General features: G+C 67.4%; 19 protein-coding genes. 8 read left to right on the top strand and 11 right to left on the bottom strand.

Features of this window, described 5'->3' with window-relative positions:
* The first annotated feature begins 171 nt into the window (after positions 1–171).
* Positions 172–1104: an MBL fold metallo-hydrolase gene (locus N5D20_RS19845; protein WP_279914915.1), complete on the top strand. Its 933-nt coding sequence runs from the start codon at positions 172–174 to the stop codon at positions 1102–1104.
* 105 nt (positions 1105–1209) lie between these two features.
* On the top strand, positions 1210–2862 hold the full coding sequence (locus tag N5D20_RS19840) for a M28 family metallopeptidase (protein ID WP_279914940.1): 1653 nt from the start codon (positions 1210–1212) through the stop codon (positions 2860–2862).
* Between the two features lie 38 nt (positions 2863–2900).
* Here the strand turns inward: N5D20_RS19840 and N5D20_RS19835 are convergent, their stop codons facing one another.
* Both N5D20_RS19835 and N5D20_RS19830 read right to left on the bottom strand, forming a co-directional pair.
* Complete coding sequence (locus N5D20_RS19835; protein WP_049435524.1) at positions 2901–3197, bottom strand: hypothetical protein; 297 nt, start codon at positions 3195–3197, stop codon at positions 2901–2903.
* A 67-nt stretch (positions 3198–3264) separates the two neighbouring features.
* On the bottom strand, positions 3265–4599 hold the full coding sequence (locus N5D20_RS19830) for an MFS transporter (protein WP_010486964.1): 1335 nt from the start codon (positions 4597–4599) through the stop codon (positions 3265–3267).
* Between the two features lie 223 nt (positions 4600–4822).
* Here N5D20_RS19830 and yedA point away from each other — a divergent pair, with 223 nt between their 5' ends.
* Positions 4823–5728 carry a drug/metabolite exporter YedA gene (gene yedA, locus N5D20_RS19825; protein WP_049454352.1) on the top strand — a complete coding sequence of 302 codons (906 nt, stop codon included), beginning with the start codon at positions 4823–4825 and terminating at the stop codon, positions 5726–5728.
* On the top strand, positions 5725–6618 hold the full coding sequence (rarD, locus tag N5D20_RS19820) for an EamA family transporter RarD (protein WP_019338652.1): 894 nt from the start codon (positions 5725–5727) through the stop codon (positions 6616–6618). The genes yedA and rarD overlap by 4 nt, the downstream gene beginning before the upstream one ends.
* Before the next feature lie 117 nt (positions 6619–6735).
* Here the strand turns inward: rarD and N5D20_RS19815 are convergent, their stop codons facing one another.
* The 5 genes from N5D20_RS19815 to N5D20_RS19795 form a co-directional block, all read right to left on the bottom strand.
* Positions 6736–9594, bottom strand: a complete 2859-nt coding sequence (locus N5D20_RS19815; RefSeq protein ID WP_010486961.1) for a TonB-dependent receptor — start codon at positions 9592–9594, stop codon at positions 6736–6738.
* Positions 9595–9953: 359 nt separating this feature from the next.
* Positions 9954–11270 carry an ABC transporter permease gene (locus tag N5D20_RS19810; RefSeq protein WP_279914916.1) on the bottom strand — a complete coding sequence of 439 codons (1317 nt, stop codon included), beginning with the start codon at positions 11268–11270 and terminating at the stop codon, positions 9954–9956.
* 13 nt (positions 11271–11283) lie between these two features.
* Positions 11284–12441, bottom strand: a complete 1158-nt coding sequence (locus N5D20_RS19805; RefSeq protein WP_241877833.1) for an FtsX-like permease family protein — start codon at positions 12439–12441, stop codon at positions 11284–11286.
* Between the two features lie 14 nt (positions 12442–12455).
* Positions 12456–13145: an ABC transporter ATP-binding protein gene (locus N5D20_RS19800; protein WP_010486958.1), complete on the bottom strand. Its 690-nt coding sequence runs from the start codon at positions 13143–13145 to the stop codon at positions 12456–12458.
* Between the two features lie 102 nt (positions 13146–13247).
* On the bottom strand, positions 13248–14501 hold the full coding sequence (locus tag N5D20_RS19795) for an efflux RND transporter periplasmic adaptor subunit (protein WP_279914918.1): 1254 nt from the start codon (positions 14499–14501) through the stop codon (positions 13248–13250).
* A gap of 202 nt (positions 14502–14703) precedes the next feature.
* On the opposite strand from N5D20_RS19795, the gene N5D20_RS19790 reads away from it, so the two are divergent.
* From N5D20_RS19790 to N5D20_RS19775, 4 genes are read left to right on the top strand one after another with little or no spacing between them, the layout of a single operon-like run.
* Positions 14704–15600, top strand: coding sequence for an ABC transporter ATP-binding protein (locus N5D20_RS19790; protein WP_049409931.1), 897 nt, complete (start codon positions 14704–14706; stop codon positions 15598–15600).
* Positions 15597–16379 (top strand): ABC transporter permease, encoded by a 783-nt coding sequence (locus N5D20_RS19785; protein WP_279914919.1) that lies wholly within the window; start codon positions 15597–15599, stop codon positions 16377–16379. The genes N5D20_RS19790 and N5D20_RS19785 overlap by 4 nt, the downstream gene beginning before the upstream one ends.
* 6 nt (positions 16380–16385) lie before the next feature.
* Complete coding sequence (locus N5D20_RS19780; protein ID WP_053442391.1) at positions 16386–17600, top strand: sensor histidine kinase; 1215 nt, start codon at positions 16386–16388, stop codon at positions 17598–17600.
* Entirely contained in the window at positions 17597–18199 is a 603-nt protein-coding gene (locus N5D20_RS19775) for a response regulator transcription factor (RefSeq protein WP_049480028.1), read from the top strand. The genes N5D20_RS19780 and N5D20_RS19775 overlap by 4 nt, the downstream gene beginning before the upstream one ends.
* Before the next feature lie 577 nt (positions 18200–18776).
* Here N5D20_RS19775 and N5D20_RS19770 read toward each other — a convergent pair.
* The 4 genes from N5D20_RS19770 to N5D20_RS19755 form a co-directional block, all read right to left on the bottom strand.
* A complete protein-coding gene (locus N5D20_RS19770) occupies positions 18777–19313 on the bottom strand; it encodes a cytochrome b (RefSeq protein ID WP_043401779.1) in 537 nt (178 codons plus the stop codon).
* Entirely contained in the window at positions 19310–20413 is a 1104-nt protein-coding gene (locus N5D20_RS19765) for a catalase family peroxidase (protein WP_010486947.1), read from the bottom strand. Before N5D20_RS19765 ends, N5D20_RS19770 begins: the two co-directional genes overlap by 4 nt.
* A gap of 134 nt (positions 20414–20547) precedes the next feature.
* Entirely contained in the window at positions 20548–21915 is a 1368-nt protein-coding gene (locus tag N5D20_RS19760) for a M17 family metallopeptidase (RefSeq protein ID WP_279914922.1), read from the bottom strand.
* A 3-nt stretch (positions 21916–21918) separates the two neighbouring features.
* Entirely contained in the window at positions 21919–22638 is a 720-nt protein-coding gene (locus tag N5D20_RS19755) for an HAD-IA family hydrolase (protein WP_029550770.1), read from the bottom strand.
* Positions 22639–22705: the final 67 nt, after the last annotated feature.

The raw sequence follows: 22705 nt of genomic DNA, 5'->3' as shown, positions 1-22705 counted from the left end.
TTCGCGTGTCTCTGTAGAGCCGAGCCTATGCTCGGCTGATGCCTGACAGAATGGCAGCCGAGCGTGGGCTCGGCTCTACAGAAGAGCGCCCTCCGACCAAAGCCGCATCGAACCCGGGCCGCCTGCGCGCCTACCATGGTGTCTGTTCCCGATCCTGCCAGGTGCGTGCCGATGACCGCCGACCCCAGCATCCACACCATCGATACCGGCTTCCAGCGTCCCGACTTCGACGCGGCCTATCTGATCGTTGAGAACGGCCGCGCCGCGTTCGTCGACTGCGGCACCGGCCTGTCAGTGCCGGCCATGCTGCAGGCGCTGGCCGACGCCGGCCTGGGCGTGGACGCGGTGGACTGGCTGCTGCTCACGCACGTGCACCTGGACCACGCCGGCGGCGCAGGCTTGCTGATGCAGCAGCTGCCGAACGCAAAGGCGGTGCTGCACCCGCGCGGTGCGCCGCACATGATCGACCCGACCCGGCTGATTGCCGGTGCGACGGCGGTGTACGGTGCCGAAGAGATCGCACGCAGCTATGGCCGCATCGAGGCGATTGCCGAACACCGCGTGGTGGTGGCCGAGGACGGCCACCGCATCGACCTGGCCGGCCGCGAGCTGGTGCTGCTGCACACGCCGGGCCACGCGCTGCACCACTACTGCGTGTGGGATGCGCGCAGCCGCAGCTGGTTCACCGGCGATACCTTCGGCATCTCCTACCGCGAGCTGGACAGTGCGCAGGGCGCTTTCATCTTCCCCACGTCATCGCCGGTGCAGTTCGATCCGGAGGCGATGAAGGCCTCGATCCAGCGCATGCTGGGCTACGGCCCGCAGGCGATGTACCTGACCCACTACGGTCGTGTGGAACAGGTGGAGAAACTGGCCGACGACCTGTTCGAGCAGATCGATGCGATGGCCGCCATCGGCCGCCAGTGCGATGGCCGGCCGGACCGTCACCGCTGCCTGCTGGCTGCACTGCAGGCGCTGTACCTGGAACGTGCACAGCTGCATGGCTGTGCGCTGGACGATGCGGCGGTGACTGCGGTGCTGGCGATGGACATCGAACTCAATGCGCAGGGCCTGGCCTGCTGGCTGGACCGCATCAGCAGGTAGATCCACGCCATGCGTGGATGACGTGGGCCCAGGCTGCGCCGTGATGTCACGACCACGTTACACTCTGGTGACTTCCAAGCTAGCCGTGGTACTGCCGTGAATCCGATGCGCGTGTTGCTGCTGTCGTCCTGCCTGTTCGTCGGTGGCCTGGCCCATGCGGCCAATGACCTTCCCGGTGGCGGCATCGATCCGCAGGCACTGTCGCGCCACGTGCGCGTGCTGGCGTCGGATGAATTCGAGGGCCGCGCGCCGGCCACCGAGGGCGAAGAGCGCACGGTGCAGTACCTGATCGAGCAGTTCCGCAGCTACGGCCTGCAGCCGGGTGGCGTGGATGGCAGCTGGGTGCAGCCGGTGCCACTGGTGCGCGCTCAGCTGGAGGGCCCGGCCAAGGCCAGCCTGTCGCTGAAGCAGGGCAGCCGCGCGCTGGCCAACGGCGTGGACGTGACCCTGCAGAGCCTGCAACCGCGCAAGCGCGTGCAGATCAAGGATGCGCCGCTGGTGTTCGTCGGATACGGCATCGATGCGCCGGAACGCCACTGGAACGACTACAAGGACGTGGACCTGCACGGCAAGATCGCCGTCGTGCTGATCAATGACGCCGATTTCGAAGCCGATGCGCCGGGCGCGTTCGATGGCAAGGCGGTGACCTATTACGGCCGCTGGACCTACAAGTTCGAGGAAGCCGCGCGCCGTGGTGCCGAAGGCGTGCTGATCGTTCACGAGACCGCGCCGGCTGCGTATGGCTGGGCCACGGTGAAGAGCTCGGGCACCTCGCCGCTGTTCGACATCGAGCGCGGCCAGGCCGAGGCGATGGCGCAGCACACGCCGCTGCGCGGCTGGATGCAGCGCGAACTGGCCGAGGCGATCTTCGCCGACGCCGGCCTCGACTTCGATGCCGAGAAGCGCAAGGCGATGCGTGCAGACTTCCGCCCGGTAGCACTGGACAACGCGAAGCTGAGCGTGGATTTCGCGCTCAAGCGCGAGCAGGTGGTGACCCGCAACGTGGTGGCCAAGCTGCCCGGTGGTGAACACGCCGACGAGGCCGTGATCTTCTCCGCGCACTGGGATGCGTTCGGTATCGGCCAGGCCGATGCCAAGGGCGACCGCATCCGCCGTGGTGCGATCGACAACGCCACTGGCGTGGCCACGGTGCTGGAACTGGGCCGCGTGTTCGCCGCCGGCCCGCAGCCGCAGCGCACGCTGTACTTCGTGGCCCTTACCGCCGAAGAGAAGGGCCTGCTGGGCGCCAGCTACTACGCCGCGCACCCGCTGGCGCCGCTGGACAAGACCGCCGCAGTGCTGAACATCGAAATGTTCAGCCCGGATGGCCCGACCCGCGACATCGCTTCGTGGGGCAAGGGCAGGGTGTCGCTGGAAGGCGATCTGGAACGCGTGGCCAAGGCCCGCGGCCGCAGCTACAGCCCGGACCCGAACCTGGAAGCGGGCTTCTTCTACCGCGCCGACCACTTCGCCTTCGCCCGCCTGGGCGTGCCGGCGATCACCATCGGCCCGGGCCTGGACAAGCTGGATGGCGGTGTTGAAGCCGGCCGCGCGCTGCGCGAGAAGTACTTCGCCGACTGCTACCACCAGGCCTGCGATGCCTGGACCCCGAGCTGGGACCCGAGCGGCCACGCGGCTGACACCCTGCTGGTCTATGACCTGGGCGCCGAGCTGGCCAACAGCCGCCGCTGGCCGACGTGGGAAAAGGAATCGGAGTTCCGCGGCGCGCGCGACAAGAGCGAAGCGGCCCGCCGCTGAAGTAGTGCCGGCCAGCGGCCGGCACGATCGCGCGCTCATCAGCGCCGGCGCAACAGCGTCCATGCGCCCCAGCCACTGGCAGCGAGCGCGGCCAGATAGCACGCCACCATCGTACGCAGGCCAACCGGTGATCCTGCGTTGATGCCGCGGTGCAGGCGCAGTTGCAGCGAGCTGTGGCCGCTGCCCAGGTCCACCGCCAGCTGCAGCGCCAGCGCGCCGCAGAACACCAGCAGGGCGATCCCGAACCCGATGCGTGGCCATGCGGCCTGTGCGTTGGGGCGGCGCAGCAGCCAGGCCAGTGCCGTGGTTGCGGCCAGCGTCGCCGCGATCCACATCAGTGGCGTGGCGGGAGACGCAGCGGCCACCGGCATTGCACCGGTGGCCGCAATTACGGCAACGCGCTTACTTGCGGGTGCCGTCGAGCCAGTTCGGGCCCTTGTTGGTAAGGAAGAACACATAGACCACCAACGATACCGCGATCGTGGCGGTTACGTAGATAGCGAACCAGTCGACATGGCCGGTCTTCAGCGCGCCCTGGTACAGCAGCGGGGCGGTGCCACCGAACAGCGAGTTGGCCAGCGCGTAACCCAGGCCCACGCCCAGTGCACGCACGTGGGTGGGGAACAGCTCGGCCTTCACCACCGCGTTGATGGAGGTGTAGCCGGTGAGGATGACGAAGGCCATGGCCAGGGTCAGGAAGGCCAGGGTGGCGTCATGCTGGTGCGGCAGCTGGGTGATCAGGTACCAGCTGTACAGCACGCCGCCGACGCCGAAGAACACCAGCAGGGTCTTGCGGCCGATGATGTCCGACAGCCAGCCGCCGACCGGCTGCAGCACCATCAGGAACGCCAGCACGCCCAGGTTGATCAGGGTGCCGGTCATCGGGTCGTTGCCGGCGAAGGCGCTCTGGATCATCTTCGGGCCGTTCACCGAGTAGGTGTAGAAGGCCACGGTGCCACCGGCGGTGATCAGGAAGCACAGCAGCAGCGGCCGCCACTGGTGCACGAACAGCTCGTACATCGAACCGGACTTCTGTGCCTTGCCTTCGCGTGCGGCTTCGATGGACGACTCCGACAGCGACTCGTCCATGCCCCGCCGCAGCCAGAACACCACCACCGCGGCGATGCCACCGATGCCGAAGGCGATGCGCCAGCCCCACTCGGAGATCTCCGGCTTGCCCCAGAAGGTCAGCATCAGCAGCAGGGTCAGCTGGGCCAGCACATGGCCGCCGACCAGGGTGACGTAGTGGAAGGAGGACAGGAAACCGCGTCGGCCGGGAATGGCCGCCTCGGACATGTAGGTGGCGCTGGCGCCGTACTCGCCACCGGTGGCGAAGCCCTGCAGCAGGCGTGCGAACAGCAGGATCACGGCGGCCCAGATGCCGATGCTGGCAGCGGTGGGGGTGATGGCGATGAGGAACGAGCACAGCGCCATCAGGGTGACCGAGACGGTCAGCGCCAGGCGGCGGCCGTGGCGGTCGGCGAAGCGGCCGAAGAACCAGGCGCCGATCGGGCGCATCAGGAACGTTGCGGCGAAGATCGCCCACACGTACATCGTGGAGTTCTTGTCGTCCGGCGAGAAGAACTGCGATTCGAAGTACACGGCGAACACCGAGTACACGTAGACGTCATACCACTCCACCAGGTTGCCGGCGGAGCCTTTGAGGGTGTTGGAGATCGACCGCCGCAGGGCGGCGCGGTCATTTGCGGGTACGGCAGGTTGGGACGTGGTGCTCATCTGGGTGGGAATCCTCGATGCGGCGCGTCCGTGCGCAGGGAAAACGGCGCCCGGCCTTGGGGCGGCGCGGCCGGGCAGCCCTCTTGGTACTGCATCGGCCGTCAACACGGGGTAGCAGACCAGAGCAGGGTGCATGGATGGATGACAGCGTGCCACCGTCCGGGGTGCCGGACCATACTCAAAACGTCCTAGAATCCGCCTTCCCCCGGCTCCCTGGTGTGTCATGTCGGCTCCCCCTTCTTCGTCTGCGGCTGCCCCCCGGGGTGGCCTTGTCGCGCTGGCATTGCTGCTGGTCTACGTGGTCTGGGGCTCGACCTACCTGGGCATCGCCAAGGCCCTGCACGGCGGCGCGCTGCCGCTGACGATGGTCTCCGGCAGCCGGTTCATCATTGCCGGTGGCCTGATGTTCCTGGCCTTGCGCCTGTTCTGGACGATGCCGAACCCGACCCTGCGGCAGTGGCGCAACCTGGTGGTGATGGGCGTGACCATGCTGGTGCTGGGCAACGGCATGGTGGTGCTGGCCGAGCGTGAGGTGTCTTCGGGACTGGCCGCTACCGCGGTGGCCTCGGTGCCGCTGTGGATGGCGCTTTTCTCGGCGCTGCGTGGCCAACATGCCAGCAAGGGTGAATGGCTGGGCATCGCGGTCGGCTTTGTCGGCGTGGTCTGGCTCAATGCCGGCAGCAGCCTGACCGCCTCGCCGACCGGGCTGGTGCTGCTGCTGATCGCACCGATTGGCTGGGCGTTCGGTTCGGTGTGGTCACGTGGCCTGGACCTGCCGGGCCCGTTCATGACCGCTGCCGGGCAGATGATCTGCGGCGGCGTGCTGCTGGTGCTGATCGGCCTGGCCGTGGGCGAACGCCCCACCACGCTGCCCGATATCGGTGGCCTGCTGGCGATGGCCTACCTGTGCGTGTTCGGTTCCATCGTCGCGTTCACCGCCTACGTATGGCTGCTGCAGAACGTGCGCCCGGCGCTGGCGGGCAGCTATGCGTACGTCAATCCGGTGATTGCCGTGCTGCTGGGCGCTGCATTGAATGGTGAACGCTTTGGATGGCGGGACTTCCTCGCCATGGCGGTGATTCTTCTGGGTGTGGTGGTGCTGACAATGGCAAGGACACGAAAGAAATGAGCATGGACGAGAAAGAACAACGCCGGGGCCTGCTGGTCACTGCGTCCACCTTCGTGATCTGGGGGTTGGTGCCGGTGTACTGGCACCTGCTCAACGAGGTCCCCTCGTTCCAGATCATCGCCCACCGCATCATCTGGAGCACCGTGCTGGTGCTGGGCTGGCTGCTGCTCAGTTCGCGCCTGGGCTGGTGGCAGAAGATCGCCGCACAGCCGCGCGCGCTGCCGATCCTGCTGGTGTCGAGCCTGACCATCGCGTTCAACTGGGGCCTGTACATCTGGGCGGTCAACGCCGGCCATGTGATCGAAACCAGCCTGGGTTACTTCATCAACCCGCTGGTGAACGTGCTGCTGGGCGTGCTGGTGCTGAAGGAGCGCCTGCGCCGCCTGCAGTGGGTGGCGGTGGCGATGGCGGCGGTGGGTGTGGCCTGGCTGACCATCGATGCGGGCACGCCGCCGTGGATCGCGTTGGGCCTGGCCTGTTCGTTCGGCCTGTATGGGCTGCTGCGCAAGCTGGTTTCGGTCGATCCGGTGGCCGGGCTGGGCGTGGAGAGCATGTACCTGTTCCTGCCGGCGCTGGCGTTCGCGATCTGGGCCGAGAACGGCCATGGCGGCGCGTTCTTCCATGGCTGGGGCTGGCGCAACGACCTGCTGCTGATCTTCGGCGGTGCGGTGACGGCCGTGCCGCTGATCGGCTTTGCTTACGGCGTGAAGCGCATTCCGCTGTCGCTGGTCGGCATCCTGCAGTACATCGCGCCGAGCCTGCAGCTGCTGCTGGGCGTGTTCTTCTTCCACGAAGCGTTCGATACCGCCAAGGCGATCGGCTTCGCGGCGATCTGGGCCGGCCTGGTGCTGTTCGTCGGCGACAACATCCGCACGATGCGCAAGCGGTAGCGGCGCCGGGATCCGGCCACGCTTTCCGCAAAAAAAGAACGGCGCCCCGAGGGGCGCCGTTCTGCTTCCATCCACCGCCAGGAGAGAGATGGCGGTGGCGGGAACGCGGTTGCAGGCTTAGAAGCGCTGCTGGTACTTCATGTACATGAAACGACCGATGTCGAAGCCACCGTAGTAGGTGAAGCTGCTGTTCGGCTGGCTGTACATGATCGGACCCTGGTGGTCGAAGACGTTGTTCACGCCCAGCGACACGGTGCCGTCCCACGGCAGGCTGTAACGCACCTGCAGGTCGTGGAAGGTGTTGGAGCCCACCTTGCGGCTCGGCTGCGCATCGGTGTACGGCGAGACGAAGCCGGCCATGTTGCAGTCCGGGCCACCGGCCAGGTCATACGAGCAGGCTTCCTTCATGCCCGAGTAGTAGCGGGCGGTCCAGCCGATGCCCAGATCGCCGTACTGCCAATCCAGGTTGAAGGTCGAACGCACGCGGAAGTTGCCCTGCCAGCCGGTCTTCTGCTCCACCGGCGTGGTAGCGGCGCTGTCGTTGCGCTGCTCCAGGTAGTCGGTGTAGGTGGTGTTCCAGTTGATGGCGAACTTGCCGTACGCGGTTTCCGGCAGGCGGTAACGCACGCCGATGTCATAGCCGGCGGTTTCGCGATAGCCAGCGTTGACCAGCGAACGATCCAGCGCCGAGACCTGGCCACGGGTGGCCGCAGCGGTGGAACGGGTGAAGCGACCGCAGGCCGAATCCACGCCCTGCACGTAGCACTGGTTGAGGATGTCGGTGGCCGACTCGCCGACGATGGCGTTGTTGATGCGGATCTTCCACCAGTCCAGGCTGACGTCCAGGCCCTGCACGAATTCCGGGCTGTAGACCAGGCCGACGGTCCAGGTCTTGGCGGTTTCCGGCTTCAGTTCCGGGTTGGAACCCGAGTTGAAATCGGAGGTGGCCTGCTGGCCCGGGCGGTTGGCAAGGTTGCCGTCCGCACCGGTCTGCTGACGGAAGTTGGCGGGCACATTCAGCGCCTTGCAGCGTGCTGCCACGGTCGGGCTGCTGGCGGCGATGCCGAACTTCGTATCGCACGGATCGGTGAACGAATCGCGGCTGGACACGGCGCCGCCGTAGAGATCGTCCACGGTGGGTGCACGGAAGCCGGTACCGTAGGTCGCGCGCACCAGCAGGCTGTCGATCGGCTTCCACTTCAGGCCGAACTTGCTGTTGGTGGTCGAACCGAAGGTGTTGTAGTCGGTGTAACGACCGGCCAGGTCCAGCGACAGTTCACGCGCGAACGGCATGTCGGCCAGCAGCGGCACCTGCATTTCCAGGTAGACCTCGTTGAGCGAGTAATCGCCACGGGTCGGCTGGCCGGTGGTGCCGGCGATCTGGCCCTTCTGCACCATCAGGTCCGGGGTGTAGCTGGCCTCTTCGCTGCGGTGCTCGAAGCCCATCGCACCCATGATGTCACCGGCAGGCAGAGTGAACAGCGAGCCGGAGATGTTGGCGCTGGCCACCTTGGTGGTGCTCTTCATCTTGTCCACGAAGCGGGTGAACAGGTAGTCCTGCACGTCCTGGTTGCCCAGCGAGCCCGGGCCCGCATAGCCCATCGGTGCGGCCGGGTTCCACGGCACGCAGCCGGCGATCACCGCACCCGGGGTGCCGCAGCGTGCCACGGTGCCATCCATGAAGGACGGGCCGACCGCCAGGTCGACGTGCGGCTGGTACATGCTGCCGGTACCGATGCGCTCGCCTTCATTGCGGTTGTACATGTAGCTGACGTTCCAGTCCCAGTAACGCGAACCGGTTTCGAAGCTGCCTTCAAGGCCGATGCTGGCGCGCTTGGTGTCCAGGTTGTTCTCGGTGCCGCGCGGCAGTTCTTCAGTGCGGTGCGAGAACAGGACGTCCTGGCCCCACTTGTTGAAGGTGCTGTCCTTGGACAAGGCAGCACGGGTGCCATTGCGGGCCTGTGCGGCCGATACCGAGTACGGGTAGCCGGCCAGGTGCTTGGTCGACTCGCGCTTGCTGTACAGCGCGTCGGCCACGATGCGCAGGTTGTCGGTGATCGAGAAACCACCGTTGGCGAACACCGAGGTGCGCTCCAGACCGCTCAGCAGGCTCATGTTGGTCTTGGCGTTGGCACCATCAGCCGGGTCCGGGGTGTGGAAGTTGCCAGCCTGGCTCGGATTACCGCCCGGGCCCACGGTCAGCGGCTTGCCGCCGACGGTGACGGTGCCCCACTGGGTGGTCGGGCTCAGCGCGTCGACGTCATCGGCGTGGCGCGGGCCACCCGGGTAACGGCTGAACTCGCGCTCGCTGCCGAGGATCTCGTCTTCCTTGGTGCGCTCGGCGCCGACGCTGAACCAGCCGCGGTCGAAGGTCTTGCCGAAGGTGGCGCTGTAGGAGCGCTTCTGACCGTCGCCTTCACCGTACTGGCCGACGTAGACGCTGGCTTCGCCACCGTCGAAGTTCTTGCGGGTGATGATGTTGACCACACCGGCGATGGCGTCCGAGCCGTACAGCGCGGATGCGCCGTCGGTCAGCACTTCCACGCGCTCGACGATGGCGGACGGAATCGAAGCCAGGTCGGAGTAGCCACCAGCGCTGACGCCCATGCGGCGGCCGTCGATCAGCACCAGGCTGCGTTCCGGGCCGAGGTTGCGCAGGCTGACGTACGTGCCGCCGAAGTCGCGCGAAGAACTCAGCGACGACGAGCGGCTCAGGCTCGGAGCACCGGCGGCGGTGACGTCCTGCAGGATGTCGGCGACGTTGATGTAGCCCTTCTTCTCGATCTCGGCGCGGCTGAGCGCGACGACCGGCTGTGCGGTCTCGACGCTGGCCTGGCGGATGCGCGAGCCGGTGATCTCGATGCGGTCGAGGTTGGTCGGGGTATCGCCGGCGCTCTGTGCGAAGGCGGGGGTGGTGCAGCTGGCGGCCAGCGCGATGACGATCGCGTTGCGCAGCGGAGTGGTTTTCAGGGACATCCGTGACATCTCGTGTTTCAGGAAAACAAGCGTCCGTTCTGTGGGCGCGTGGGGTGCTGCAAACCAACGTGGGGGCCGGGATTCTAGAGTGTTTCCATTCGTAACTGTTTGTCGCCCTGCCGCTGAATGTGCGCGAAGATGAATCGCAACCAACAATCCACAGATGCGACGTGCGCAGCGTCACGCACGTTGCATGCGCGATGGGCAGAGGCATCGATAGCGGCGGATTTCCGCCGATCTGTAGCAGTGCGTGTGCGCAGGCACCCATCCGCGCCATGCATGGATGATGTGCAAACAAAAAGGGACGGAGCCTTGGCTCCGTCCCTCTGCAGGATGCGCAATCTATCGCTGAGAAATGTTCAGGTTTCGCGCAGCGCCGTGGTGATCGGCAACCGGGCCGCGCGCAGCGCCGGGAACAGGCCGCCGACCAGGCCGATGCCCAGCGCCCATTTCAAACCCGTCCACAGCAGTTCCGGCGACACATGGAACTTGAACACCACCGCGCTGAAGTTGCTGCCGATGGTGGACACGCTGTAGCCATTGAACAGCAGCCATGCCACCGCACAGCCGAGCAGGCCACCCAGCAGCGCCAGCAGCATCGTCTCCAGCATCACCGCGGTCACCACCGGCAGGCCCCGGAAGCCGATCGCGCGCATGGTGGCGATCTCGCGCGCACGCGTGGCCACGGCCGCATACATGGTGTTGAGCGCGCCGAACACCGCACCGACCGCCATGATCGTGCCGATTACCTTGCCGAGGATGTCGATCAGCTTGGTCAGCCCACCGCCCTGCTTGCTGTAGTAGACACGGGTGGTTTCCACGTCCAGCTTCAGGCGTGGATCAGCGGCGACGGCGGCCTTGAACTGCTCGAAGCCGGCCTTGCCATCGGTGCGCACGCTGATCGACTGCCACGCACTGCGCTGGTAGGTGGTGGCCAGCGTATCGGCGTCGGTCCACAGTTCCGAATTATGTGCATCGCCGGTGGCGAAGACGCCCACCACGGTCCAGGTCTGGTTGCCCAGGGTCAGCGTCCTGCCCACATCCAGATTGCGGAACTGGCCCTTGGCGCCCTGGCCGACCACGATCTCGCGCAGGCCAGTGGCGAACGTGCGGCCTTCGACGATCTTGACCTTGTCGTGCACCGCCCACGCCTGCGGGCCGACGCCGCGGAACTGCGCGTTGACGTCGGTACCATCGGCCTTGGACACCAGGTTGACCACCTGCGACAGCTCCGGCGACAGCAGCGGTCGCCCCTGCGCATCGCGGGTGATGCCGGGCAGCGTGGACAGCGTAGGGACCTGTTCGCGGGTGATGACCGAGTTGGTCTCGGCCTGCGAACCGCCGCGCAGCACGATCGCGGTGGTGTCATCGCCGGTGTTGTTGAGCGTGGCCTGGAAGCCTTCGCCCATCGCCAGCATCGCCACCAGCACGCCGACGACGCCGGCGATGCCGACCACGATCACCGAGGACGCACCCCAGCGCTGCGGCAGGCTGGCAATGCCGATGCGGGTGGCGGCCAGCGCCAGCCGTCCACTGCGGGTGAGCGCCAGCCACAGCCCCACCAGCACCGCGATGGCCAGCACGCCGATCCACGGCAGGCCGATCCACACCGCCAGGCCGACGGCCAGCAACAGCACGGTCACCGCGTTTCCCAGCCACTTCTTGAGCTTGTTCATGTCGGTGTCCTCTTCAGCGGCCGGCGAGCGCGTCGACGATCTTCAGGCGCTTGGCGCGCAGTGCGGGCAGCAGCCCGACCACGATGCCGATCACCACGATCAGGACGATGCCCACCAGCCAGGTCGGCGTCGGTACGTGCGGCGGCAGCATGCCCATGCTCTTCGGGCTGATGGCCGGCAGGATCAACGCCGCCAGGCCCATGCCGAGCAGTCCACCGAGGCCGATCAGCAGCACCGATTCGACCATCACCAGGGTCAGCACGGTGCTGTCCTTGAAGCCCAGCGTCTTCAGCGTCGCCAGTTCCGGAATACGCTCGCGCACCGCCTGCGCCATGGTGTTGCCGGTCAACAGCAGCAGGGTGAAGAACACCGCGCCCATGATCGAGGTGACGATCATGCCGATGTCGGCGAACTGCTTGACGAACGCCTGCTGGAACGCCGACTCGGTCTGGGTCTTGGTTTCGTGGTCGGAGTTGGCCGAGATCGCATCGATGGCCTGCGCCACCCGCGACGACTGATCCGGATTGTCCAGCGTCACCGTGTACCAGCTCACCTGGTTCTTGATGTAGTCGTTGGATTCATCGAAGTACTTCCAGTTCATCATCAACTGGCGTTCTTCATTGGCCGCCAGCGCGCGATCCTTCGAGCGGTAGATGCCCTTCAGTTCCAGCGGCCAGTCGTTGCTGCCGCCACGCGGGAAGATGGTGGCCTGCAGCGGGATGGTGTCGCCGATCTTCCAGCCGAACTGCTTGGCCAGGGTTTCGCCGACGATGGCGCCGGTGCGGGTCTGCTTCCAGTCTTCCAGCTGCGCCGGATCGATCTGCAGCTCGCGGTAGACATCGAAGTAGTTGGGCGACACCGAGAAGTTCGGGAAGAAGTTCTTCGGGTCCTGGTAGATGCCACCGAACCACATGCCATAGGCCACGTCGCGCACGCCGGCCACCTGGCGGATCTGGGTTTCCAAGCGGATCGGCAGTGACTGGGTGATCGACAGCCGCGAGGCCACCACCAGGCGGTTGGCGCCTTCCACGCTGCCGCCGGACGAGAACGCCACGCGCACCGAGTCGAGCATGCCGAACAGCAGGAACGCGGCCACCACCGACAGCAGGGTCAACAAGGTGCGCGTGCGGCTGCGGAACAGCTGCGCCCACACCAACGAGAAGTATTTCATCGCCGTGGCCTCCGTCAGTGGGCCAGCGGCGCGTCGGCCAGCTCGCCCTTGTCCAGGTGCACCGTGTGCGTGGCGTACTCGGCGGCCTTCGGGTCATGGGTGACCATGATGATGGTCTTGCCGTGTTCGCGGTTGAGCTGCTGCAGCAGGCCGAGGATCTCCTCGGCGGACTGGCGGTCGAGGTCGCCGGTCGGTTCGTCGCAGATCAGGAAGGTCGGGTCGGAGACGATCGCTCGGGCGATCGCCACGCGCTGCTGCTGGCCGCCGGACAGTTCATTCGGGCGATGGCTGCGGCGATCGGCCAGGCCCACCAGGGTCAGCGCGATCTCCGCATTGCGGCGGCGCTGCGCCGCATTGAGGTGGGTCAGCAGCAGTGGCAGTTCCACGTTCTTCTGCGCGGTCAGCATCGGCATCAGGTTGTAGAACTGGAACACGAAGCCAACGTGGTGGCTGCGCCAGGTCGACAGCTGGCTACCGCTCATCTGGTCGATGCGCTCGCCTTCGATGCTGATTTCGCCGCCACTGGGGTTGTCCAGCCCACCGATCAGGTTGAGCAGGGTGGTCTTGCCCGAACCGGACGGGCCCATCAGCGCGACGAAGTCGCCGCTGGCGATGTCCAGGTCGATGCCGTGCAGCACCTGCACTTTCTCGGGGCCACGCTGATAGGTCTTGGTGATGTTGCGCAGTGAAACCAGGGTCGACATGGGTGGTTCTCCACGGAAGGCGGGAAACGAGGAAGCGCACCTGCGGTGGCCGCAGGCGTGCGTCAAGCGGTGTTGCCGGCGGCGCCCGTTGGCGCCAGGCCGTTACTGCGCTTGTTTCTGTTGCACCTTGGCGCCATCGCGCAGGGTGTCCGGCGGGTTCACCACCACCGATTCACCTGCACTCACGCCCTTGAGGATCTGGCGGTCCTTGCCCATCGCCTGGCCGGCCTCGACCTTGCGGTGCTGTACCCGGTTTTCGTCACCCAGCACGAAGGCCACCGATGCGCCCTCGCGCTGCACCACGGCGCCGCCCGGCACGCGCACACCCTGCGGCTTGGCGGCTGCCTGCGGCTGGGCCTGTTCCAGGAAGCTGACCCGCACGCCCATCTCCGGCACGATGCGTGGGTCCTTCACTTTCAGCGCCACGCGCACCTTCACCGTGGCCTTGCCGCGGTCGGCGGTGGGGATGATGGCGATCACCTCGCCCGGAATCTTCCACTCCGGATAGGCGTTGAGCGTGGCTTCCACCGGCATCTTCGGCTGCACGCGGCCGATGAAGGCCTCGCCCACCTCGACTTCGATCTCCAGCGAGTCCATGTCGACGATGGTGCCGATGCCGGTACGGGTGAAGCCACCGCCTGCCGACAGCGGCGAAACGATTTCGCCGGGCTGCGCGGCCTTGGCGGTGACCACCCCGGAGAACGGCGCGCGCACGATGTTGTTGTCCACGCCCAGATCGGCGATGGCCAGCTGGTCGTTGGCGACCTTGACGTTGCGCTGGGCGGTCTCCAGCTGCGCACGCAGGCTGTCGCGCTGTGCCACGGCCTGGTCGTACTGTGAGCGCGATACCAGCTGCTGGCCGACGAGTGCCTGCAGGCGGCTGGCTTCGGCGGTGGCCTGCTTCTGCTGCGCCTCCAGCCCGGCCACCTGGCTGCGTGCGGCCTGAAGCTGCGAGGCATACAGGCTGCGCTGGGCGTCGGCATCAATCGGGTCCAGCGTGGCCATGATCTGGCCCTGTTCCACGCGCATGCCCTCCTCGATCATCACCTCGCGCACCTTGCCGGTGATCTTGGCCGAGACCGTGGCCATGCGGCGGGCGACCACGTAGCCGCTGGCGTCGAGCACCGAACTGCTGGCATTGCCCTGCTGGATGGCCACGGCGGGCGCGGTTTCCACCTCCACGGCCGGCGCACGGCCGAACAGGAAGGCGACGGCGGCGGCGATCAGCAGCACGGCCACGATGATCGCGATCCACAACCAACGGCGACCACCGCCGTTGCTGCCACCACCGGAGGCCGGCGGGGGCGATTTGCGGTCGATACGGAGTTCCTTCAACAGCTCGGCAGAAGCGTTCATTCGTTCCATCACAGGCGTTCGGGCGGGTGTGGCCGGAAGGGCAGACGGCGGCGGTTCCGGCGGTGGAGCGTGCGGCACAGCATGAAGGCAGGTACGGCGATGACGGCAGTGACAGCTGTCACCCGATGACACTGACGGCGGCAACTGCGAAATGTGACCACGCCGGTACAGGATGGCAACGTCCCCGCTACCGGTACCGCCCATGGATCCGATCGCCCCGTCGCTGGCCCGCCTGCAGCAGGTGCAGGTGCGCTACCGCGACCATACCGCCCTGCATGGCATCGACCTGCAGGTCCGCGCTGGCCAGGTGCTGGCATTGCTGGGCCGCAACGGTGCCGGCAAGAGTACCGCGATCAGCGTGCTGTTGGGCCAGCGTCGCGCCGATGCTGGCCTGGTCGAGCTGCTCGGTGGCGACCCGCAGCAGCGGGCCAGCCGATTGGGCCTGGGCGTGATGCTGCAGAGCACGAACCTGCCGCCGATGCTGCAGGTGGACGAGCTGGTGGCCCAGGCCAGTGCCTGTTACCCCGACCCGATGCCGTTGCCGGAGGTACTGCAGCGCGCCGGACTGCAGGCGCTGGCGCGCCGCCGCTACGGCCAGCTGTCCGGCGGCCAGCAGCGCGCCGTGCAGTTCGCCATCGCGCTGTGCGGCCGCCCGCGGGTGCTGTTTCTGGACGAGCCCACCACCGGGCTGGACATCCAGGCGCGGCAGGCGATGTGGCAGGCGGTGCGGCAGTTGGTGGCCGAAGGCTGCGGCGTGCTGCTTACGACACACTATCTGGAAGAGGCCGAGGCGCTGGCGCAGCGCGTCGTGGTGCTGGAAGGCGGCCGGGTACTGGCCGACGCACCCTTGGCCGAGCTGCGCCTGGCCGACCGGCCGCGCCGCATCCGCTGCCGCAGCGCGCTGGCTGTCGAGGACGTGCAGCACTGGGCGGGCGTGCAGCAGGTGCAGCGCGACGGCGAGCATCTGCAGCTGCTGGCGAGCCCGGCCGAGCCGGTGGTGGCACGCCTGCTGGCGGCCGACGCGCAGTTGCGTGAGCTGGAAGTACAGGGCGCGGCGCTGGCCGACGCCTTCCTCGACCTGACCCGGGAGGCCGCATGAACACGATGACCCGCACCGGTACCGCACCGGCGCAGGCATCTGCCTGGCGCCAAGCCCTGCGTCCGTACCGCGCTGAGCTGGTGGCCGAACTGCGCCGCGCCTGGCGTACGCCCGCCTTTGCCGTACCTTCGCTGCTGTTCCCGGTGCTTTTCTACCTGCTGTTCGGCGTGCTGTTGGGCCGTGGCCACGCACCGCTGTACCTGTTGGCCACCTACTGCGTGTTCGGCGCGATGGCCCCGGCGCTGTTCGGCTTCGGCGTGCAGCTGGCGCTGGACCGAGAAGGCGGGCTGCTTACGCTCAAGCGGGCGCTGCCGATGCCGCCGGCGGCGCCGCTGCTGGCGCGACTGGCGATGGCCGTGCTGTTCGCGCTGCTGGTGGCCTCGTTGTTGATCGGCGTGGCATCTGTGCTGGGGGGTGTGCAGCTGCACGCCCTGCAGGTGCTGCAGCTGCTGGCGGTGGCGGGCCTGGCTGCGCTGCCGCTGGGGGCGATCGGCCTGCTGATCGGCAGCCATGTCAGTGCCAGCGCAGCGCCGGCGATGGTCAACCTGGTCTACCTGCCACTGGCCCTGCTGTCGGGCCTGTGGCTGCCGCTGTCGGCGTTGCCCAAGGTGTTTTCGACGATGGCACCGCTGTGGCCGACCTGGCATCTGGCGCAGCTGGCGCTGCCGGTAGTCGGGCTGCCGTCGGTGGGCAGCATGGCAGGCCATCTGCTGGTGCTGCTGTTGGTCACGGTGGTGGCGCTGCTGCTGGCGCGCCGCCGCCTGCGCCGGATCGGCTGAACTGGCATGATCGGCAGCGATCGTCCCCGCCTGGATCACCCCGTGTCGTCGAGCTGGTTTGCGTCCCTGCTGCGCCCCGCACCGGATTCGGCGGTGGCCGACAACCTGCGCCGCGGCAAGCCGGCCTGGGCCGATGCCATCCACCTGCTGTGGACGGTATGGGTGTTCATGACGCCGCTGTTTTCAGGGGGGTACACGCTGCGCTGGCTGTGGTTCACCCTGGCCAGCTATCCGTTGTTCCTGCTGTTGTATGCGCGCCTGCTGCTGTCGCCGCGGCACCATGCGCCCCGCTATGCACTGGCGATGACCGCGCTGGCGATCGTGCTGGTGCCCTGGTACCCATCGGGCATCAGCTACTTCATTTTCGGCTGCGTGATGCTGCGGGTCTGCGGTCGCAGCAGCTGGTGGCGTTATCTGTTGCTGCTGGTCGTACTCAACGCGGTGTTCTACCTGGTGGCCTACCTTGCGCACTACCCGTGGCAGAGCCTGGTCTGGGTGCCGGCGGTGTCGTTCATCATCGGCATGGTGGTGAACGTGGAGACGGTGAACAAGGAAAAGGATGCCGCATTGCAGCTTTCGCAGGAGGAAGTACGGCGGCTGGCCACCACCGCCGAGCGCGAGCGCATCGGCCGCGATCTGCATGATCTGCTCGGCCATACCCTGTCTTTGATCACGTTGAAGCTGGAGCTGGCGCGCAAGCTGCACGACCGTGGCGATGCCCGTGCGCGGCAGGAGATCGGCGAAGCCGAGGACATCGCCCGCGAAGCGCTGGCCCAGGTACGCAGTGCGGTCACCGGCATCCGCGCCAGTGACCTGGCCGGCGAACTGGCCTCGGCGCGCCTGCTGCTGGAATGCCAGCAGGTGCACCTGCAGTACGCGCCTCCACCGCCGATGCCGGTGGACGTGGAGCGCGGACTGGCGCTGGTGCTGCGCGAGGCGGCAACCAATATCGTGCGCCACGCGCAGGCGACCCAGGCGCGGGTGGAATTCATGCTGGAAGGACGAATGCTGGCGATGCAGATCCGCGACGATGGCCGTGGCGGCGTACAGGCCGAAGGCAATGGATTGTGCGGCATGCGCGAACGGGCGATGGCGCTGGGTGGACAGTTGTCACTGCAGTCGCCGCGCGGAGAGGGCACGGTAGTGACCGTGCGCGTGCCACTGGTGGCCGCGACCACGCCGCTGTCGCCAGCGTCACTGGCTCAGGATGGTGCTGCATGATCCGCATCCTGCTGGCCGAAGACCAGGCGATGGTGCGTGGCGCGTTGTCGGCACTGCTGAGCCTGGAGCCGGATATCGAGGTGCTGGGCAGCGCCGCCGACGGTGAGGCTGCCTGGCGCATGCTGCAGCAGCTGCAGCCGGACATCCTGGTGACCGACATCGAGATGCCGGGCCTGTCCGGGCTGGAGCTGGCACAGCGCATCGCCCGCCATGAGCTGCCGATCAAGGTGGTGATCGTGACCACCTTCGCCCGCGCCGGTTTCCTGCGCCGCGCGCTGGAAGCGGGCGTGCTGGGGTACCTGTTGAAGGACGCACCGGCGGAGAACCTGGCCGATGCACTGCGCAAGGTGAAGCAGGGTATCCGTGCGATCGACCCGCAACTGGCACTCGATGCCTGGTCGCAGGCCGACCCACTGACCGACCGCGAGCGCCGCGTGCTGCGGCTGGCCGGCGAAGGCCGTACCGCCAGCGAGATTGCCGAGCAGCTGGGGCTGTCGCACGGTACGGTGCGCAATTACCTGTCCGAGTGCATCGGCAAGCTGGGTGTGGCCAACCGGATCGAGGCGTACCGGCTGGCGCGGCAGAAGGGGTGGTTGTAGCGGCGTGCGCCGACACACTGGTAGCGTCGGGCGATGCCCGGCGGATCATTCCCGCGCCTGCGGAGGGGTGTCACTTTCTTTGCGCGCAAAGAAAGTAACCAAAGAAACGCTCCGCCGGCCGCGAGCCGGCGTGCTTCGCACGCCGGTGCCCTGCGCTCCTCGGTCCGTCGAGGGGCGGCGCGGGAACTCGCTGCGCTCAGACACCCGCGCCTCTTCGCCCTCGCCGGACCTGCGGTGCTCGGCTCGCTCAAGGCGGACTGGAAGGTCAAGATCAACGGCAACAGCATCCACGCATGGCGTGGATCTACTGGGTGCAGCTGTCGCTCTTGATGTTGGGTCCGCCTTGAGCGAGCCGAGCATCGCAGGGGAATCAGGGGCGAAGAGGCGCCGGTGTTTGAGCGTAGCGAGTTCGGCGCCGTCCCCTGATTCACCGAGAAGCACAGGGCACCGGTGCGCAGCACCGGCTCGCGCTCTGGCGGCGCGTTTCTTTTGGTTACTTTTCTTTTCGCGCGAAAAGAAAAGTGACACCCCACCGCAGTCGCGGAAACGATCCGCCGGGAACGCCCGGCGAACCCGATCAATCCTTCCCGCGCGCCATCGCCTGGAACACGCCATCGCGCCGCACCCACAGGTGGAACAGCGCCGCACCCACGTGCATCAGCACCGTGGCGAACAACACATACGCCAGCAGGCTGTGCGCATTGCGCAACGCGGCATACAGCGCCGGAGTGTGCGGCACGATCGGCGGCAGGTGCAGGCCACCCCACAGCACGATCGGGTAGCCGCCGGCCGACAGCATCGCCCAGCCGATCAGCGGCATCGCCAGCATCAGCGCGTACAACATCCAGTGCGAGGCCTTTGCTGCCAGCACCTGCCAGGCGGGCAGGTCGGAAGGCAGCGGCGGCGGGCGGTGGCGCAGGCGGTTGTACAGGCGCAGCAGCACCAGTACGCCGATGGCGATACCCAGTGGGCGGTGCAGATCGATCAGCATCGGCCGCAGATGCAACGAGGCGACCATGGTCACGCCGACGAACAGCATGGCGATGATCATCAGCGCCATGGACCAGTGCAGCACCCGCGCCAGCAGGTTGAAGTGGCCGTTGCCGGTGTTCATCGTGCGGCCTCCTTCGGTTGCTCGACATTGCCGCTGGCGCGCTCGCGTTCCCGACGGTTGAAGGACTGCGAATACACCGCCGAGCGGGCGGCCAGGATCGGATCATCACTGCCGCGCACGCCACTGGGCAGGATCAGCGGATCGAAGTTGATCTGGCCGCACGCACCTTGTTCCTGCGACTGCATGCGGTCCAGGCTGAGTACGCCGGCCACCACCTGATCACGCGACTCGGGCCACGGCACCGACGGATCATCAATGGCATCACCGGGCTCGGCGGTGGTCACGACCAGGTTCCAGCGTACCGGGCCGCTGGCCAGGCGCTGCTGCAGTTCCTGGCTGAGGAAATCGACACTGGCCTGCTTGCGCGTTTCCGCATCCATCTCCACCACCGGCGCCTGTGGCTGCCAGCGCCAGCGCACGGCACGCTTCTGGCCCTGCGCGTTGGTGAACCAGAAGCTGTTGACGCTGTTGAAGGTGGTGTCGGCCCAGCTGCTGGTCCACGGTGCCGTCTTGGCCCACTGCTGGAACGCCTGTGCACTGGGGTACTTCGCCAGCACTGCAGCCATCTTCTGCGGGTCGGGCTTGCCGGTGGCGGGGTCCGGAATGGAGGCGCGTGTCTGCGCGTAGAACGCCTCGGCATCGGGCACGGCGAAGAACGGGAAGCTGTTCATCGCCATCCGCCATTCCTGGCCGTCATCGCTGACCATCTGCACCGCCAGGCTGCGCACGCGTGCGGTGTTGTCGGCGCCGTAGGGGTCGCCGCCGCCGATCGACAGGCGGCCCATCACCGGTACGCGGCGCTGCGAGAACACGCGGGCGCTGGACAGGGTAGGGGCCTGCGCGCTCGGTTCGAACCAGCCGTTCACGCAGACGCCCTTGCTGTGCGCGCGTCGGAAGCCTGGATGGGCCGGGCCGGTGGCCTCGATGGTGTCGGTGAAGCGTTGCGCGGTCAGGCGGTCGCCGATCCATCCGGCCAGCCAGGCGAAGGCCAGCGCGACCGCACCCAGAATGAGCGCGATCAGTGCGATCCAGGGCAGCGGCGAATGTTTGCGTGGTGCGCCCGGCGTCTGGCCAGCGCGGGTGTAGCGGAAGAGCGACATGGTCGGAGTCCTGCCTTCACGGAACGTGTGGGTGGTCGACCCACACATCCTCGCAGAACCCTTCCAGGCCCGGTATTCAAATTTTCGTCAAGATTGCCGGGACGGCGTGCCGACCAAGGTCGGCACCCACCCGATCAGCTGTAACGCGCCTTCAGCATCGCCCACGCCGAGCGCAGCGCCAGCGCTTCGCCACCGGCCGGACGGCCCGGGCGCTCACCGTCGTTCCAGGCATACACATCCAGATGCGCCCAGCGCTGGCCGTCTTCCAGGAAGCGCTCCAGGTACAGCGCGGCGGTGACCGAGCCGGCCATGCGCGAGCCGGCGTTGGCCAGATCGGCGATGCCGCTGCTCAGGTAACGCAGGTAAGGGCGCCACAGCGGCATGCGCCAGACCGGGTCGCGGGTCGCATCACCGGCCTGCAGCCACTGCTGCGCCACATTGTCGTCATTGCTGAAGAGCGCCGGCAGATCCGGGCCCAGCGCGATGCGCGCGGCGCCGGTGAGGGTGGCAAAGTCCAGCACCAGGTCGGGTTTCTGCTCGCTGGCGAAGGTGAGCGCGTCGCACAGGATCACGCGGCCTTCGGCGTCGGTGTTGTCGATCTCCACGCTCAGGCCCTTGCGGGTGGCGATCACTTCGCCCGGGCGGAAGGCGTCCGGACCGATCGCGTTTTCCACCGCCGGCACCAGCAGGGTCAGGCGTACCGGCAGCCCGCGTGCCATCACCAGGCCGGCCAGGGCCAGTGCGTGCGCGGCGCCGCCCATGTCCTTCTTCATGTTGCGCATGCCGTCGGCCGGCTTGATGTCCAGGCCGCCGGTATCGAAGCACACGCCCTTGCCGACCAGCACCAGTGCCGGATCGGTGTCCTTGCCCCAGCGCAGCACGACCAGGCGCGGTGAGCGGTGCGAGGCGCGGCCCACCGCGTGGATGGCCGGGAAGTTCTGCTTCAGCAGTTCGTCGCCGGTAATCGCCTCGACCTGCGCGCCGTGCGCGTCGGCCAGCGCGCGCGCGGCGTCTTCCAGCTGCTGCGGACCCATGTCTTCGGTCGGGGTGTTGACCCAGTCACGCACGCGCAGGCTGGCGGCGATCAGGTCAGCCACTTCGCCGGTCGGCTCGGCCACCAGGCGCGCCGGCGCACGGTGGCGCTTGCGATAGCGGTCGAAGCGGTAGCTGCCCAGGCCCCAGCCCAGCTGCAGCAGCGCCAGTTCGGCGGCCGGCAGTTCGCTGGCCAGCTGCCACACGCTGCCTTCCGGCAGGGCATGCGGGGCATGCGAATAGCTGTAGGCATCGGCACGATCACCGACACCGATCACCGCTCCGGCCAGGCCATCGGCGCCGGGCAGCAACGCCGTGGTGAAGGCACCGGCGGTGAAGCCCTGCGACGCCAGCCATGCCTGGGTGGCAGCCGGCTGGCCGTCCTTCCAGGCCGCGAACTGCTCGCGGTCCAGCACGTACAGCGGCAGTGCTGCGGCGGTATCGGCAGTGAAACCAGTGATCTCGCTCATGCGTCAGGTACTCCGGGATGCGGCAGCGTCGAGGTTGGCGTCCAACCAGTCGGCCAGGCCGGTAAGGGTGTCGAACTGCAGGTCCGGCTGCAGCTGCGGATGGGTCCAGGTGGCTGCGTCGCGGTTGATCCAGCAGCCGCGCAGGCCGGCGGCGATCGCCCCGGCCACGTCCATGTCGGCGTGGTCGCCGACGTGCAGTACCTGTGCCGGTGCCACACCCAGTCGGGTGCAGGCGGCGTGGAAGATGCTCGCCTCCGGCTTGGCCGCGCCGTGCTCGCGCGCGCCCAGCTGGAAGGCGAAATGATGGGCCAGGCCGATCCGCTCCAGATCGGCATTGCCGTTGCTCAGCGCTGCGACCGGTACCCGCGCGGCAATCCGCGCCAGCGCGTCGATCGCATCGGGGTAGCACTCGACCTGATTGCGCGCGGCGAAGAACACTTCATACGCCGGCTCCAGCAGATCCAGGCTGGCGCCACTGGTGTGCAGCGCTTCGTGCAGGGTCAGCCGGCGCAGTGCGCTCAGGTCGTGATGGAGGTGCGGATGGGCGTGGTACAGGCGCTCGCGCAGTTCGCGCATTGCCGCCACCGGATACATCTCGGCCGTGGCGGGGCTGTTTTCACGCATCCACTCGTGCAGGACCAGGTCGATGCGGGCGCCGATCGGAGCGAACGGCCACAGCGTGTCGTCAAGGTCGAGGGTGATGGCTTGGACGGGGAAATTCACCCCGCCATTCTACCCCTGCCCGCGCGGGCTTTCATGCGGCGCGGCGGGCGGGGGGCGCTGGGGCAGG

Origin of the sequence: Stenotrophomonas sp. GD03877, assembly GCF_029840555.1 — a bacterium.
Lineage (GTDB): Bacteria > Pseudomonadota > Gammaproteobacteria > Xanthomonadales > Xanthomonadaceae > Stenotrophomonas > Stenotrophomonas geniculata.
Note: the sequence above shows the minus strand (reverse complement) of the source record. Positions and strands in the feature narration are given on the sequence as shown.

Excerpts from the sequence above, each read along its gene's own strand:
- N5D20_RS19790 (WP_049409931.1), top strand. The coding sequence starts at position 14,704 with ATGGATCCGATCGCCCCGTCGCTGGCCCGCCTGCAGCAGGTGCAGGTG.
- N5D20_RS19835 (WP_049435524.1), bottom strand. The coding sequence starts at position 3,197 with ATGTGGATCGCGGCGACGCTGGCCGCAACCACGGCACTGGCCTGGCTG.
- rarD (WP_019338652.1), top strand. The coding sequence starts at position 5,725 with ATGAGCATGGACGAGAAAGAACAACGCCGGGGCCTGCTGGTCACTGCG.
- yedA (WP_049454352.1), top strand. The coding sequence starts at position 4,823 with ATGTCGGCTCCCCCTTCTTCGTCTGCGGCTGCCCCCCGGGGTGGCCTT.
- N5D20_RS19805 (WP_241877833.1), bottom strand. The coding sequence starts at position 12,441 with ATGAAATACTTCTCGTTGGTGTGGGCGCAGCTGTTCCGCAGCCGCACG.
- N5D20_RS19775 (WP_049480028.1), top strand. The coding sequence starts at position 17,597 with ATGATCCGCATCCTGCTGGCCGAAGACCAGGCGATGGTGCGTGGCGCG.
- N5D20_RS19810 (WP_279914916.1), bottom strand. The coding sequence starts at position 11,270 with ATGAACAAGCTCAAGAAGTGGCTGGGAAACGCGGTGACCGTGCTGTTG.
- N5D20_RS19840 (WP_279914940.1), top strand. The coding sequence starts at position 1,210 with ATGCGCGTGTTGCTGCTGTCGTCCTGCCTGTTCGTCGGTGGCCTGGCC.
- N5D20_RS19815 (WP_010486961.1), bottom strand. The coding sequence starts at position 9,594 with ATGTCCCTGAAAACCACTCCGCTGCGCAACGCGATCGTCATCGCGCTG.
- N5D20_RS19780 (WP_053442391.1), top strand. The coding sequence starts at position 16,386 with ATGATCGGCAGCGATCGTCCCCGCCTGGATCACCCCGTGTCGTCGAGC.
- N5D20_RS19795 (WP_279914918.1), bottom strand. The coding sequence starts at position 14,501 with ATGAACGCTTCTGCCGAGCTGTTGAAGGAACTCCGTATCGACCGCAAA.
- N5D20_RS19830 (WP_010486964.1), bottom strand. The coding sequence starts at position 4,599 with ATGAGCACCACGTCCCAACCTGCCGTACCCGCAAATGACCGCGCCGCC.
- N5D20_RS19800 (WP_010486958.1), bottom strand. The coding sequence starts at position 13,145 with ATGTCGACCCTGGTTTCACTGCGCAACATCACCAAGACCTATCAGCGT.
- N5D20_RS19845 (WP_279914915.1), top strand. The coding sequence starts at position 172 with ATGACCGCCGACCCCAGCATCCACACCATCGATACCGGCTTCCAGCGT.
- N5D20_RS19760 (WP_279914922.1), bottom strand. The coding sequence starts at position 21,915 with ATGAGCGAGATCACTGGTTTCACTGCCGATACCGCCGCAGCACTGCCG.
- N5D20_RS19765 (WP_010486947.1), bottom strand. The coding sequence starts at position 20,413 with ATGTCGCTCTTCCGCTACACCCGCGCTGGCCAGACGCCGGGCGCACCA.
- N5D20_RS19785 (WP_279914919.1), top strand. The coding sequence starts at position 15,597 with ATGAACACGATGACCCGCACCGGTACCGCACCGGCGCAGGCATCTGCC.
- N5D20_RS19770 (WP_043401779.1), bottom strand. The coding sequence starts at position 19,313 with ATGAACACCGGCAACGGCCACTTCAACCTGCTGGCGCGGGTGCTGCAC.